General features: G+C 52.6%; 12 protein-coding genes. 7 read left to right on the forward strand and 5 right to left on the reverse strand.

Going from position 1 to position 13874, the window contains the following annotated elements; genetic code table 11:
• Window positions 1–51: 51 nt before the first annotated feature.
• The 3 genes from FUA23_RS01875 to FUA23_RS01885 form a co-directional block, all read right to left on the reverse strand.
• Window positions 52–1227, reverse strand: a complete 1176-nt coding sequence (locus FUA23_RS01875) for an ABC transporter permease (protein ID WP_147929007.1) — start codon at window positions 1225–1227, stop codon at window positions 52–54.
• Complete coding sequence (locus tag FUA23_RS01880) at window positions 1224–2603, reverse strand: ABC transporter permease (RefSeq protein WP_147929008.1); 1380 nt, start codon at window positions 2601–2603, stop codon at window positions 1224–1226. Before FUA23_RS01880 ends, FUA23_RS01875 begins: the two co-directional genes overlap by 4 nt.
• 64 nt (window positions 2604–2667) lie before the next feature.
• On the reverse strand, window positions 2668–3312 hold the full coding sequence (locus FUA23_RS01885; RefSeq protein WP_147929009.1) for a hypothetical protein: 645 nt from the start codon (window positions 3310–3312) through the stop codon (window positions 2668–2670).
• 248 nt (window positions 3313–3560) lie between these two features.
• Here FUA23_RS01885 and FUA23_RS01890 point away from each other — a divergent pair, with 248 nt between their 5' ends.
• The 3 genes from FUA23_RS01890 to FUA23_RS01900 all read left to right on the forward strand — a co-directional run bounded on the left by FUA23_RS01890 (window position 3561) and on the right by FUA23_RS01900 (window position 7490).
• Window positions 3561–3914 carry a hypothetical protein gene (locus FUA23_RS01890; RefSeq protein ID WP_147929010.1) on the forward strand — a complete coding sequence of 118 codons (354 nt, stop codon included), beginning with the start codon at window positions 3561–3563 and terminating at the stop codon, window positions 3912–3914.
• 106 nt (window positions 3915–4020) lie between these two features.
• Entirely contained in the window at window positions 4021–4815 is a 795-nt protein-coding gene (locus FUA23_RS01895; RefSeq protein WP_147929011.1) for a GLPGLI family protein, read from the forward strand.
• Window positions 4816–4865: 50 nt separating this feature from the next.
• Window positions 4866–7490 carry a carboxypeptidase-like regulatory domain-containing protein gene (locus tag FUA23_RS01900; RefSeq protein WP_147929012.1) on the forward strand — a complete coding sequence of 875 codons (2625 nt, stop codon included), beginning with the start codon at window positions 4866–4868 and terminating at the stop codon, window positions 7488–7490.
• 261 nt (window positions 7491–7751) lie between these two features.
• Here the strand turns inward: FUA23_RS01900 and ung are convergent, their stop codons facing one another.
• Together ung and FUA23_RS01910 are read right to left on the reverse strand one after the other, a co-directional pair.
• Window positions 7752–8429, reverse strand: coding sequence for a uracil-DNA glycosylase (gene ung, locus FUA23_RS01905; protein WP_147929013.1), 678 nt, complete (start codon window positions 8427–8429; stop codon window positions 7752–7754).
• A gap of 94 nt (window positions 8430–8523) precedes the next feature.
• On the reverse strand, window positions 8524–9459 hold the full coding sequence (locus FUA23_RS01910) for an N-acetylmuramoyl-L-alanine amidase (protein ID WP_147929014.1): 936 nt from the start codon (window positions 9457–9459) through the stop codon (window positions 8524–8526).
• A gap of 97 nt (window positions 9460–9556) precedes the next feature.
• Here FUA23_RS01910 and FUA23_RS01915 point away from each other — a divergent pair, with 97 nt between their 5' ends.
• The 4 genes from FUA23_RS01915 to metG all read left to right on the forward strand — a co-directional run bounded on the left by FUA23_RS01915 (window position 9557) and on the right by metG (window position 13814).
• Window positions 9557–10186: a metallophosphoesterase family protein gene (locus FUA23_RS01915; protein WP_187270849.1), complete on the forward strand. Its 630-nt coding sequence runs from the start codon at window positions 9557–9559 to the stop codon at window positions 10184–10186.
• Between the two features lie 69 nt (window positions 10187–10255).
• Window positions 10256–10576, forward strand: a complete 321-nt coding sequence (locus tag FUA23_RS01920; protein WP_147929016.1) for an ArsR/SmtB family transcription factor — start codon at window positions 10256–10258, stop codon at window positions 10574–10576.
• Between the two features lie 101 nt (window positions 10577–10677).
• Window positions 10678–11448, forward strand: a complete 771-nt coding sequence (locus tag FUA23_RS01925; protein WP_147929017.1) for a ZIP family metal transporter — start codon at window positions 10678–10680, stop codon at window positions 11446–11448.
• 212 nt (window positions 11449–11660) lie between these two features.
• Window positions 11661–13814, forward strand: a complete 2154-nt coding sequence (gene metG, locus FUA23_RS01930; RefSeq protein ID WP_147929018.1) for a methionine--tRNA ligase — start codon at window positions 11661–11663, stop codon at window positions 13812–13814.
• Window positions 13815–13874: the final 60 nt, after the last annotated feature.

The raw sequence follows: 13874 nt of genomic DNA on the forward strand, positions 1-13874 counted from the left end.
CGCAGGCATACCGATTTTCCCCAAAACTTTCATTGCACCTGCGACCGCGCCCTAATTCCGTTCTCCGAGAATATTGGCTGCCAGAACCGTAAACGTCAGCAAAACTCCCGGAAAAACCGCCAGCCACCACGCATCGGGCCGGCTGCGGGACGCCCGCAGCAAACTGCCCCATGTTACCTGATCGGTTGGGATGCCGATGCCGAGAAAGGAGAGAAAGGCTTCCAGAAGGATAGCTCCTCCGAGCCCGAAGGCGCTCACGATCATTAGCGGGCCGAGTGCGTTGGGCAGCGCGTGATGGAAGAGAATTCGCCACTTGCCGAGGCCGCTGATCCGCGCCGCTTCGATGTACGGAAGACTGCGAATCCGGAGGAGTTCGGCCCGCAAATGCCGGGCCACGTACGGCCAGCGCAGTACCCCAATGACGAGGACCACAATCCACAAAGAAGGTTGGTTAATGACCGCAAGCAACGCAATGAGCAGAACCAGGCCGGGGATGTTGACGAAGAGTTCGACCACCTGCAGAAAAATGGAATCGGCCGGGAAGCTGGTCGGCTTGCGAAAAAACGGAACCAACCTGAGCAGCAAACTGAGCAGCCAGCCACCGACGATGAATCCTGTAATCAGCAGTGCAACGGTGAGCCCAAAGCTTTCCACCCGGAAGTAGGGCAGCAGGCTGATCCATGCGTACAGTACGCCGAGAAGGCCGCCCACAGACCTGCCCCACCAGCGCGCCCGGGACCCGCGTAAGCCATCGTTGCCGAAAAAGCCAGCTACGCCCCCCATCGGAACCCCGATGAGCAACGAGATCAGCAACGAGCCAATGCCGACAAAAATCGCTACCCGCGAGCCGGCAATCAGGCCCGCCAATACGTCGCGCCCCAGCTTGTCGGTTCCGAGGTAGTGCCGGGCCCGGGGCCCGGTCTCCTGCGCGTCGAACGGAGATTTGAAGTTGCTGTTTTTGAGGTCGGTTGCTCCGGCCGAGTAAGGAACCACGGGCCATAACGCCCATTCAGTATCGACCCGCTTCCAGTTGCGGACGACTGGTTGGTACGGAGCGGTCAGGCCGAGCGCAGATCCGTATTCGTGGAGTACCGGGAAGCGGAGTTCCCCCTCCGCCTTCGCGATGAGGGGCCGGTCGTTCGCTATGAAATCTGCGAAAACGGCGATCAAAAACAATCCGATCAGCCAGGTGATTGCTGCCTTCCGTAACCATCCTTTCTTCTTCATGAGGCGGATGGTTTAGTGCCGTTGAGCCGGACGCGCGGATCGGCAAAGGCGTAGGCGAGATCGGCCAGCAGCAGGCCAATAGCGGTCAGGAGGCCGTTGAGGAGTACGACGATGATGACAACGGGCCAGTCGCGGGTAAGCGCGGCATCGTACAGAAGCTGGCCCATTCCCGGAAGGTTAAAGATCCGCTCGATTAGTACACTCCCCGCCAGCATGGCCGGGAAGATACCGGCCAGTAAAGTGATGATGGGAAAGGAGGCATTGCGCAGTACGTGCCGCCAGAGGATCGCGGATCGTGACAGACCCTTCAGGCGGGCAGTCTTGATGTAAGCCTGATCGAGCTCGTGGCTGGCCGAGCGGCGCAGGTGGCGGCTCACGTAGGCCCAACTGGGGTAGGCCAGGCAGAGGACCGGCAGAAAAAGATGCGCACCCCGGATACTGATGATTTGCCACCAGGACGATCCATCCGGAATTTCCCCGAAGCCCATACTCGGGAAGTAATCCATCCCGAAGGCGGGAGTGGTGAAGAAGTTGGTGAGCAAGGTTGCTACCCAGAAGGAAGGAATCCCGAAAAGGAGGAAAAGCCCAATGGTAGTGATGGTGTCGAAATACCCGCCACGGTACCCGGCCATGTATAGCCCGGTTGGGATAGAGATGAGGTAGACCAGCAAAATGGCCAGGCCGTTCAGCAGGGCGGTCCACTTCAGGGCGCGGCCGATCTTGGAGCCCACCGGCCTGCGGTCGGTAAGCGAAACGCCGGGATCGCCACTCAGCAACCGGCTTATCCACGCATGGTATTGATTATTGGTGCCGTGCCAGTGGAAGGAAGGTAGCAGCAACCGGGATTGCTGCTTGCCGTTTTCCATTTCCTGAAAAGCCAACTGTAAGGACGTCAGTCCGGGATTGCCCTTCAGGGTACTGAGCGTGGATTTTGCCCGGTCAAAGTCATCCTGCAGGAGCAGTCTCCGTAGGGTAGTGGAAGTTTCGGGGGCATCCTCCGGCCTTACTTCCCAGGCGAGGTTCTTCAGGGTGTGGTAGTACTTTTGTACCGCGGGCCAGTTGCCAGTGCGGAGGGTGAATGCCTTCAGGACCGAACGCTCCTCGGGCCGCGCCACCCGGTATAGGGTGTCGGGCAGAGCAGTGTTTTGGAGGGTGAAGTAAAAGGCTGGCCGGTCGTAGCCGAGGCTTGCTGCGGCAAGCCGGTAACTGCGATCGTAGGCCCCGGGATCGTTGGACGACATCCTCGCTTGCTCATCGGGCAGCAGTCGCCGGACCGGATCGTCTGGCGTCAGTTGCAACAAACCAAAGCAGACGAGGCTGAGCAGGAAAAGGCTCAGCGGAAGAAGGCTCAGTCTGCGAAATGCGTAGCGAAGCAAAGAGGTTTATTTTAGACTTTGAGTCCGTTAGGAAGGTGAACATCGGGAAAGGTACGGCAGTGGATTATTCCTTCACTTCCACCGGGATAGATTTAGTGAAGTATTCGGTCTGCAGGCTGGTTTTCAGGGTAGCCGTACTGTCTTTTTGCAGTTGTTGCTTGATGAGGTAAGCAGTGTATCTACCGGGCTTTACGTCTGTCATCGTTTCTTTGGGCAGCGTCAGGATTCCCGTGGACGTCGGGCCTTGCAGGAGAATCCTTTTGGGTACTGAGCGGTCTTTGGGTTCCAGAAAGAGGACGAGATTTTCGTTTTCTGTCAGGCCCGTTTTCATCGTCGGTATTTTTACAGACCGGCTTTTGCTGAGCACCGCAGGAATTGAATCGGCGAAGGGCGCGCTGAAGCGTACAACGATGGCCGGATGGCCGGTAACGTTGAGGTCAAAAGCGGCTGAGAATTCGGTTTGCAAACGGCCACGGTAGTGGCCGTTGCCTACCCCTGAAACGGAATTGAGGGTATTCCCCACGATTGCCGGAGCGGTCACGGGGGTGGGCGTTACGTTCAGGGTGGCTTCCAGCAATTTTGGGCTTTCTTCGTAGCGGATACTACCGATCACTGTAGTAGGCTCGACTTCTTTCACTTCGGCGGGGCCGCAGGTGCAAAGGAGGCTGGAAAGGCAAAGCAGGGTGGTAAATCGTTGGAGATGGATCATTGAAGTTGTAATAATGCTTGAGCGGGCAAAAGTACTGCTTCAACTACTTACCGCACTACCGGCTGAATTTAATCTACCCGCCAGTCGATTCTTCTTTTTGTAGTGTTCCAAAAGAAATCTTATTTACGGACCGAACATGTGTGTGTATGTGTGTGTGTAGTATCGGGAGTTACAATCTTATGTGGTGCGATTACGGAGATCGCTGATGCCGACTAGAAGTTCAGTACTTATTACTAATTTCATTTATTATGAAGTTTGTTTTTATCTCTTTTCTCGCCTTTTTATTTGGCTTTTCATCCCCAATTTTCACTGAAAATGAAGAGGCCGTAAGTTTTCTTGTAGAAATCACCCACGCGGATGGGACTACAGATTCCAAAACCATCAACCTGAATCAGGTTGCAAGCGGGTATGATGCTGTTGCATTGGATCTGGTTGTATACTCTGGCCCAGGAGGAGGGAATTGTACCTGGGGCTGGTCTAACAGCGACGAGTGCAAAACAACTGCTCCGAATTGCAGGGCTGCCCAGGCAGGTTTTGAGGCATGTGCCTGCGAACTTGACAACAGTCATCCATTCTGTGACGGTGGAGGTGTCAACCCCTGATCAATTGAAGAATCAGTTCCACTGAGAATTTCGCGCCCGGGTATTCGACAAGACTTGTTTTACCCGGGCGTGATGTTCAGAAATGTCGTACAAATAACCTTAAAAGATGCTTGCAAAACAATTAACAACCCTAGCAATTTTACTGCTGCTCGCTAATGTAGAGGTGGATGCACAAGTGATGCGTGCCACTTACTTGATTGAATCTACGACTACACTTTCCGAATACCATAATGGGAAAGGAGAATTATATTTCAACGCAGGTAAAAGTCTTTTTATCCATGCTTCCTGGCCCGGAGCAAGTGGATATGATTCGAGCGAGGGGAAGTACCGCCGTGTAATTGGAGACAAAGAAGGCATGCCTGTCTTCACCGACAGGAAAAGTAATATTCAGGTTTACAAGTCGATATATTTAGCCCAAAAAAAGACACCATGGATATTTGAGGATACCATCCCCCGGATAAACTGGTCCATTACAAATAATGAAAAGGTGATTTCCGGACATTCCGTTCTCCATGCTACCGGAGCATATGGAGACCGCATATATGACGCCTGGTACTCTCCGGAAATCCCCGTTCCATTTGGCCCCTATCGTCTCGGAGGTTTGCCTGGCCTGATCCTGGAGGCAAAGTCCAGGGACGGCGTAGTAAACTTTGAATTTGCGGGTTTTACCGCAAATGTTACGGAGCACCCCGATCTGAAAGCTCCGGTGGAAGGAACTCATGTATCGCAAGATGGGTTCAAAGATTGGGTAATTAAGCACCTACTGAGGATTGAAGCAACATCGACCAGTGAATATCAGAGTACCATCGGATCATGTGACACCGATTATACAATTGAGAAAGATCGGTGGCCTTACATTTATGAATACAAAAAAGAGCGGGCAGAGGCAGGAAACAAATAGTATGCTCTTCAATAAACGATATTTTTTTTCGGTTTATCTCAAATTGTAACTTGTCACAACGATTCTTCATCTTCCTTGTCCTGATTCTTAGCTGGTACCCGCTATCAGCCCAATCCACTATTAAAGGCAGGGTGCTGGATGTCAATGAATCTGCAGTCGGATACGCTACAGTATCTCTGAGTACACCAGACTTTAAGCGGATCCTGGCCTACACTTCCAGTGATGAGCAGGGGGTCTTTATACTTTCTACGGACACTTTACCCGCCTGGCTTATTGTCAGCTACCTGGGGCGAAGACCAGATACGAGTAAGGTGAACGTTGCGGGCGAAATCGATCCAATTATACTAACGGCTGAAGGGACCAACCTGCCGGATATTGTTGTTTTGGGGGCCCAGGAGGCCATGACCCAAAGAGACGATACTACTACTTATGATTTAAGTGACTTTCGTGATTCTACAGACAATAGGCTGGAGGACGTATTACGTCGTTTGCCCGGTATTGAAGTGGACGATACAGGGAGCATCAAAGTTCACGGTAAGCCTATCCACCGGATTACGATTGAAGGGTCTGATTTGTTTGGTCGGGATTATCAGAAGGCGTCCAGGAATTTCAGGGCCAAAGATATTGGGACTGTTGAAGCAATCGATCACTTTGAAGACAACCCCGTCCTGAAATCAGTAAATAATTCTGAGGCAGTTGTCTTAAATCTGAAGTTAGAAGAAGACGTCAAATCAGTATTGGGCGGCAACCTGATAGTGGGAGCTGGTTATGGGGAGAATATAAAGCATCATAATAATGCCACTCTTTTCAAGGTTACGTCAGCACATAAATCGATGGTCATTGCCAACGCTGACAACGTAGCCTCCGGCCTCAACCTCGGAAGAACCGGACAAAATCAAGGCTATACGGGGAAGAGAGACTTAAGTGTTCCCGCCTTAACCCCGTTCTATCTCATTCAGCCTCCTTCTGTCGATTACATTGGTCTTCCGTCTTACTACACGGATAGTGGAAACGCAGGCTCCGTAAACCTAAATCATGAATCCGAAATAAGTAGCACGTGGAAAGTGAACCTCCGCTATAACTTGATCGGGAGTAAGAATACTCAGTTAGTGATGAGCAAGACTGAAACCATCGACAACGCTGTCGAATATGAGTTGACGAATACTTCTGATTGGGAAACAGTCAATAAAGAATCCACCTCTCAAATAAAGTTCAGTTACTTGAGCGAATCAAAAAAAGCCTCCGTAGAGATCTTGTCGACCCTCGGTACCTCATCTGCTGACTGGAACAGCAATTTCAAGAATCCTGAATACGGTGTAAGCTCTGTAAATGATTTGAAAGGAAATTTGGAGATGTACCGTGTTCTTTATTCCCAGGAATACGGGCCAGGATTCGTTGGTCAGGTAGGGCTTTCACACGAAACTAATGTTGAAAACGTCTTCACATCTTACGGTTCTGAAGAACTTGCAGGATTTTTTAGTGTCAATCAATCCAACAGTATTGTTCAGCGTATCGATTTGGCAAAAAAAGCAACATCGCTCGATTATACTTTTTTGCATCAGGTGAAACGGTGGTCTCTGGGATTGAGACTAGATGTTGGCAACCGCAATGTTTTCGCAAAGCAACTTAAACCAGATAACGAAAACACATGGCTGTTTGAAGGCATTGAAGCAGGTTTTACTTACCGTTACTGGAGGCAAACTATTAATGCTGGGTATTCCCTCAAAGAGAATGTAGATATTAAAGGCTCGTTAGCGGTTGGTCGGAAATATCCGGATTCAGAGGTCGATGTGCCTGCTCATTCAGCAGGAAATATTGGAATTGAATTGAAGAAAAAAGACGGGGGACGATTACGGTTTTCGGTGTTTAAAAATCGTTCCAGTATTGACGACGAAAGAGCTTTGTACGGGTTTGAATACCTAAACTCTCCTTTTAATGTATTCGTTCCGGGAGAAGTGCCTTCTACTACGACCACGCGGGGAATTGTCTTTTTTGCAGAAATGCAGAACACCTTGAAGTTGCGTAATACCCAGTTGTCTTCTTCGTATGTTGAAACCTTGAATGATGACTTTATGGCGACTTCATTCCTTGGTAATATCTCTTTGCTTCATCTCAAATATGGCCAGACGAGCAGACGTGCTTCAGTTAATATACGCCATTCCATGTTTTCGGGCATCACAAAATCAGATGTCAGTTTTCGCGCAGCAGGTAGTTTAGCCTCGACCAATTATTTGTTAAATGATGATTTTTTTAAATTGAAAGTCCTCAATTCTGAAATCGAACTGAAAGGCAGTGCCCGATTAAGCAATAAAATAAGATTAAAATACGCGACGGTCGCCAAAGCTCAATTCTTATTGGACAATGATGCAAATTTCACCCGCTGGCAAAATCGACTAAGTAGCTTCGCTACCGTTGCCAACGGGCAGATTCACGGAGAATTAATTCAAATGGCAACGCTGCAGAATGGGAGCGTCAGTAACAATCTCGTAGTGGAAGTAGGAGCTGACAGAAGGGTGTCCCTTGGCAACAAAGAAATTTACTTTCGATTCAAGATTTACAACTTATTTGATACAGATATTTTTAGTATCGAATCCACATATGACTTTTATACCTTCTCCAGAGAAACTACTTCTACAGGAAGATTCTTCTTATTGACGGCTGATTATTCTCTTTAAGAGCAGTTTTCGAACTTTGTTTCGGGGCGGGGCCGCAGGTGCAAAGGTGGCTGGAAAGGCAAAGCAGGGTGGCGAATCGTTGGAGTTGGATCATTGAAGTTGTAATAATGCCTGGGCGGGCAAAAGTATCGCTTCAACTACTTACCGCACGGGCGCAAACCAGATTGTCGCGATTGCTCCTCCCCCGCGTAGCGATGTGGGGAGGCTGGGAGGGGGTTGAGCGACAATCTGGTTTGTGCCCTGCCGCACTACCGGCTGTATTTAATCTACCCGCCAGTCGATGGGCGACTTGCCGTGCTTCACCAGGTAATCATTAGCCTGCTGAAAATGGTTGTTGCCGAAGAAGCCTTTATGAGCGCTGAACGGCGAAGGGTGGGGGCTTTGCAGTACGAGGTGCTTCTGCTTGTCTACCAGTACGGCTTTCTTGCCGGCAAAAGCGCCCCATAGCATGAACACTACATTTTCACGCTGTTGGCTGATCGCCTTGATGCTGGCATCGGTGAAAAACTGCCAGCCGGAGCGCTGGTGGCTCCCCGGCTGGTTGCGCTCTACGGTGAGCATCGCATTGAGCAGGAATACGCCCTGCTCAGCCCATTTGGTCAGGTCGCCGTGATCGGGCACCGGGAGGCCCAAACTGGTGTTCAATTCCTGATTGATGTTGCGCAAACTGGGCGGAATCCGCGTCCCCTTCGGGACACTGAAGCTGAGCCCCATCGCCTGCCCCGGGTTGTGGTACGGGTCTTGTCCCAGAATGACCACTTTCACCTCGTCGATCGGGGTAGTATTATAAGCGTTGAATATGAGCGGCCCGGGCGGGTAAATGGCTTTGTTGGCAGCCTTCTCTGCCTTCAGGAAGTCGGTGAGTATTTTGAAGTAGGGTTTGCTGAATTCTTCGCTGAGCGCTTCCTTCCAGGAAGCTTCTATTTTTACGTTGGCCATTTCGGGTGGGGTTTATTTAGGTAAGGCAAGTTGGCCCCAAATTGTTCTTAGCCCCTGGTCCTTCAGCTTGCGATTTCGGGTATCGTGTTGCCCGCTAGAGTCCGTTCTCTTCGATTTCAAGGATTGCGGCAACGTGGGCATCCGCAACGGCCTGACGAAACTCCGGGGTGAGCATTCTTTCCAGATCATAGCGATTGTTGTAAAAACCGCTTTCGGTAAGAACTGCTGGCATTCTGGTTGCCCGTAGCACGTAAAACTGTCCGGTAACCTTAGAGCGCAGGTGGCGGTTCACCATCCCGGTGTGCTCAATGAGTTTTCGCTGAAATACCGCAGCCATGTTGCGCCCGTTGGTCGATCCGTGGTAATACCAGGTCTCGATACCGCGAACTTCGTCGTCCGTAAAGTCTTGTAGTGAGGCAGCCGGCCCCGCATTGCCGTGAATGCTGACGAACAGCTTGGGAAGCGATGAACTGAGACGGTTGGCCCGGTCTACGCGTTCGATGAGGAAGTTGCCGACATTTACCTCGGGCAGAACATTGTAATAAGCGACACCAATACGATCAAGCTCGGTGAAAATTCGGGCGCTGATGTCTCGGTTGTACTCAAACTCCAGAAGCTGCCGCCCGTCGGGAAGAACGGGGCTGCGTTTTCCGGCAGTGAGGGAGCCGTGGCCGTTGTCGATGCACCACATGTAACGGGCGCGGTATTCCGGAGCGGGTGGGTTGGGGCGGCCGGGGCCGGTGGGCTCATCAGGGCGTTCGACTTCCTCGGGTGGGGGAGGGGCCGGCACGGGGTCGAATTCTGGTCCGTTGGTATCGCGTGGGGGTTCTCCTTCATGACTGACCACGACGGGGTCATCCGAATCGCTCACCTCGCCGGCATCCTGTGGTTCGTTGGGGTCTGCCTGGGGCTGGGGAGGGCTGGCCGGCGGCAGCGCCGGCGGCAACGGTGTTGGCGTGCGGGGCCGCTCGGGCGCGTCTCCGAAAATTACGGCCAGGATATCGGTAATGACTTGGAGGAAGTCCTTCATTGCGGGGCGTAAGGTAGAGAATTTAGCCGGTTTTCTACGGGCGTTTGGCAACCTGGTGTCGTCCACAATGTTATCGTCAGAGAACCTTCACCCCCTTATGCGTTACGCCATCTCCGATATTCACGGATGCCCCAAATCTTTTCGTGCCCTGCTGAACGAAATCCAACTGGACCGAAATGACGAACTTTTCCTCCTCGGAGACTACATCGACCGGGGACCGGACAGCCAGGGGGTGATCGACCTGGCCTGGGAGTTGGAAGCGGATGGCTACAACGTAAAAAGCCTCCGCGGCAACCACGAGGAGATGTTGCTCGAAGCCCACCGCGGCGAACGCGATGTTTACGACTGGGCACCTTCCCGTAAGCATTACGACAAAGTAATTGCCTGGATGGACCGCTTACCGTTTTACTTCGAAACCCCGGGGTATATCCTTGTCCACGCCGGACTCAATTTCCAGAGAACCTTTCCTTTCAAAGATAAAAATGCGATGCTGTACAGTCGCTACTTCTACGACACGATAGACTACGAGTGGCTCGGAGACCGCATCATCGTTCACGGCCACACGCCCGCCCGGATGCTGGAAGTTAAAAAAGACATCCGGGACATGGCCACGAACCAGTACGCATGCATCGATGCCGGCTGCTCTCAGGTAGCCGAAGGGATGGGGTATTTAACGGCACTTAACCTCGATACGAAGGAAGGAACGTTCGTGCGTAGCCAGGATTGAATGCTGATCATTGAAACTAAAGCGCACCCCTCATTGTATCTTAAGCCAACGTAACCGTCAGTATCTACCATGGAACAAGTGAAGCCTACCGCAATAAACGAGCAAGAAGCCGAAAAACTGGAGCGCATCGCCTTCATCCTCAAAACAGTGGCTCATCCACTAAGACTCGGGATCGTTCACCTTTTGGAGCAGCATCCCCGCCTCAATGTTACCGACATTTGCGAAGCGTTGGGCTACGAGCAATCGCTCGTCAGTCATCACCTGCAAAATATGAAGCTCAAAGGGATTCTCTCCGTGAAGCGGGACGGCCGTTCGATGATGTACTCCCTCAAAGAAAGGGACGTAAGCCTGATTATCGAGTGCCTCGAAAACTGCCAGTGCAATATGTAGCTGACATCTGAATCCGCTTTATTCACTTTACTGTTCTGGCTGCGATGCTGTCGCATTAACTTTGTGCTTCCCGGGAATGTTCTACGGGATATCTTCATCAAATGGCGCTCTGGCAATACTTTTTACTTTTTGGTTCTGTCCTCCTTGGGGGCGGCATTGCGCAGATGCTGCGGGGTGCTGAAGACGAGGCCCGCTGGCGTGGCTACCTGCCATTGCTGCTGTCTTTCAGCGGAGCCTATTTGCTGGGTATCGCCGCAATGGAACTGATTCCGTCCGTGTTTTCCGATCCCAAACTGCACTCGGGAATCTGGCTGCTCGGCGGCTTTTTTGTCCAGTTGTTGCTGGAAAGCCTTAGCCAGGGAGTCGAGCACGGGCATATCCACGCGCACAAGCGCGAGTCTTACGGTTATGCGATTACGATAATGGTTGGCCTGGGCATTCATGCTCTGCTGGAAGGCCTTCCCCTGGGAACGGCGGTTGGCGGGGAACTGCCGGAAATTGCCGGGCACAGTGGCCACAACCACGGGCATTACGACGAAGGCCACCTTTTGTGGGGCATTGTACTGCACAAGCTGCCCGCAGCCTTTGCGCTGGGTCTGTTGTTGCGGTATTCTGGCTATACCCAAACGTTCACCTGGCTTTGCTTGCTCTTTTTTGCGTCCCTATCGCCCATCGGAGCTATGCTGGGGGAGGTGGTAAGCATCAACCCGGTTTGGAGTAACCGCGTGATGGCCCTGGTGGTAGGAAGCTTTTTGCACATCTCCACTACCATCCTGTTCGAGGCCGACGGGGGGAGGGAACACGGTATCTCCACCAAAAAAATAGTGGTAGTGCTGGCAGGGATGGCAGTAGCCTACTTCACGGCCCATTAAACGCAGCGGCTGTAACCGGGCTTCTGTCCTCTACACTGCACCTGCGGCCGCGCCCAGAAAACTTTTCCTCCGGTTTAATGCATTGTGGATAGTGCGTACCTTCGCCCGTTGTTAGTCCTCCGGTCGGTCAGGTTTAACAAAACGATTTGCCCGTGACGCCCGCAACGGCGTTGCCACAAAGCTACTTTACTACAAGATCATATTACTATTTTATGAAGACCCTCATCACCTCCGCACTTCCGTACGCCAATGGTCCGCTTCACCTCGGGCATTTGGCGGGAGCATACCTCCCCGCCGATATTTTTGCCCGTTACCAACGATTGATGGGCAAGGAATTACTGTGGGTCTGCGGATCGGATGAGCACGGTGCAGCCATCACGCTGCGGGCGAAGAAAGAAGGGATCAACCCCCGTGACATCATCGATAAGTACCACGAACTGAACAAACGTAGTTTCGAGGACCTCGGCATCAGTTTCGATTATTACCACCGGACCAGTGAAGCCCTGCACCACGAAACCAGCCAGGCGTTTTTCCTGAAACTACTGGAACAAGGTGATCAGTTCGAGGTAAAAACTACCGAGCAGTACTATGATGCAGAAGCAGATCAGTTTCTTGCCGACCGCTACATCAAAGGAACCTGCCCGAATTGCGGTTCTGACCAGGCTTTTGGTGACCAGTGTGAAAACTGCGGCAAAGACCTCTCGCCCACCGAACTCATTAATCCGGTATCGACCATCAGCGGCGCTAAGCCCGAACTGCGGGAAACGAAACACTGGTTCTTCCGCCTCGACCGCCACGAAGAATGGCTGAAGGAGTGGATCAAAACCGGTGAAGTAAACGGCGTGAAGCTTCACGATCCGAAAGACTGGAAGAAACACGTAGTGGGCCAGTGCATGAGCTGGCTCGACGGCGGGCTGCACCCGCGCTCCATCACCCGCGATCTCGACTGGGGCATCCCTGTGCCGGTAGAGGGCGCCGACGGAAAGGTATTCTACGTTTGGTTCGATGCTCCGATCGGCTACATCTCGGCTACCCGCCAGTGGGCGCTGGAAAACGGCGGAGATTGGGAAGAATGGTGGAAAGGCGACGACAGTCGCCTGGTTCACTTCATCGGTAAAGACAATATCGTTTTTCACTGCATCGTGTTCCCCGCCATGCTCAAGGCCCACGGTGATTACAACTTGCCGGAAAACGTGCCGGCCAATCAATTCCTGAACTTCGAAGGCGACAAGTTCTCCAAGTCACGGGGCTGGGGCATTGAACTGCACGAATACCTGGAGACTTTCAAAGACTTCGAAAACGGCAAAGACGCCATCCGCTGGGCGCTTATCCGCAACATGCCCGAACAGCAGGACGCCGACTTTACCTGGGACGGATTTACCGAATACTACGACAAAGACCTGGCCGACAAGCTGGGCAATTTCTTCAACCGCGTCACGGTGCTTACCCATAAGTACTTCGGAGGGGCGGTGCCGGAGATAAATGGTTCGGAGGCGCTGACGCAGGTGCAGGCAAAGGTTACGGAGTTCGTTACCGCCATAGGGGCGAACATCGAAGCTTACCGGTTTAAGGACGCAGCCGTTGCGTTTGTAGAGCTGGCTTCCTTCGGCAACACTTTCCTGCAGGATGCCGCTCCGTGGAGCCTCTACAAAGCGAACCCCGACGATCCGGCCATCGCTGAAACCATGTACGCCTCGATTCAGATTGCGGCAGCGCTGGCGCTGACTTCCACGCCTTTCATCCCGTTCGCGGCAGAAAAACTACGGTCTGCACTCAACCAGGCACCGGCAGCCAACGGAGACTGGTCGGCAGCACTGACGAGTATTTCCGGCGGGCAGCCTCTGCTGGCAACGGGGCATGTCCTCGGGCAGGCGGGCGTTATCTTCCCCAAAATCGAAGACAGGAAGGACGACAGCCGCAAGCAAATCATCGAGGGCGAACGGGCAAAAATGGCCGCCGTACTGGCGGCCAAAGCAGCCGCTGCACCGGAATCCACCACTCCCTCCGCCGGAGAGGCGGCGGAGCGGGAAGCCTTCAAACCCGAAATGACCTTCGACGATTTCCTGAAGGTGGACATTCGTACCGCAACAATTCTCACGGCAGAGAAGGTGAAAAAATCAAGCAAATTACTTCACCTGACGGTTGATCTGGGCGCAGAACAGCGGTCAGTGGTCTCCGGCATCGCGAAGCACTTTGCTCCCGAAGACGTCGTCGGCAAGCAGGTATGTTGTGTCGTCAATCTCGCGCCGCGCAAGATGGCCGGCGTACTCTCCGAAGCGATGATCCTGATGGCTGAGGATGGAGAAGGTAAGCTGGCCTTCGTTAGCCCGCCCGCAGGGCTGGGGAACGGTTGGACGGTGCGGTAGGCAGTGTTCTGTCCGTGAGATAATCAGCTTTGAGGAAAGTTATTGAAAGGCGTAACGCTC

This window comes from Neolewinella aurantiaca (assembly GCF_008014675.1).
GTDB lineage: Bacteria > Bacteroidota > Bacteroidia > Chitinophagales > Saprospiraceae > Neolewinella > Neolewinella aurantiaca.

Excerpts from the sequence above, each read along its gene's own strand:
- FUA23_RS01875 (WP_147929007.1), bottom strand. The coding sequence starts at position 1,227 with ATGAAGAAGAAAGGATGGTTACGGAAGGCAGCAATCACCTGGCTGATC.
- FUA23_RS01885 (WP_147929009.1), bottom strand. The coding sequence starts at position 3,312 with ATGATCCATCTCCAACGATTTACCACCCTGCTTTGCCTTTCCAGCCTC.
- FUA23_RS01890 (WP_147929010.1), top strand. The coding sequence starts at position 3,561 with ATGAAGTTTGTTTTTATCTCTTTTCTCGCCTTTTTATTTGGCTTTTCA.
- FUA23_RS01895 (WP_147929011.1), top strand. The coding sequence starts at position 4,021 with ATGCTTGCAAAACAATTAACAACCCTAGCAATTTTACTGCTGCTCGCT.
- ung (WP_147929013.1), bottom strand. The coding sequence starts at position 8,429 with ATGGCCAACGTAAAAATAGAAGCTTCCTGGAAGGAAGCGCTCAGCGAA.
- FUA23_RS01910 (WP_147929014.1), bottom strand. The coding sequence starts at position 9,459 with ATGAAGGACTTCCTCCAAGTCATTACCGATATCCTGGCCGTAATTTTC.
- FUA23_RS01915 (WP_187270849.1), top strand. The coding sequence starts at position 9,557 with ATGCGTTACGCCATCTCCGATATTCACGGATGCCCCAAATCTTTTCGT.
- FUA23_RS01920 (WP_147929016.1), top strand. The coding sequence starts at position 10,256 with ATGGAACAAGTGAAGCCTACCGCAATAAACGAGCAAGAAGCCGAAAAA.
- FUA23_RS01925 (WP_147929017.1), top strand. The coding sequence starts at position 10,678 with ATGGCGCTCTGGCAATACTTTTTACTTTTTGGTTCTGTCCTCCTTGGG.
- metG (WP_147929018.1), top strand. The coding sequence starts at position 11,661 with ATGAAGACCCTCATCACCTCCGCACTTCCGTACGCCAATGGTCCGCTT.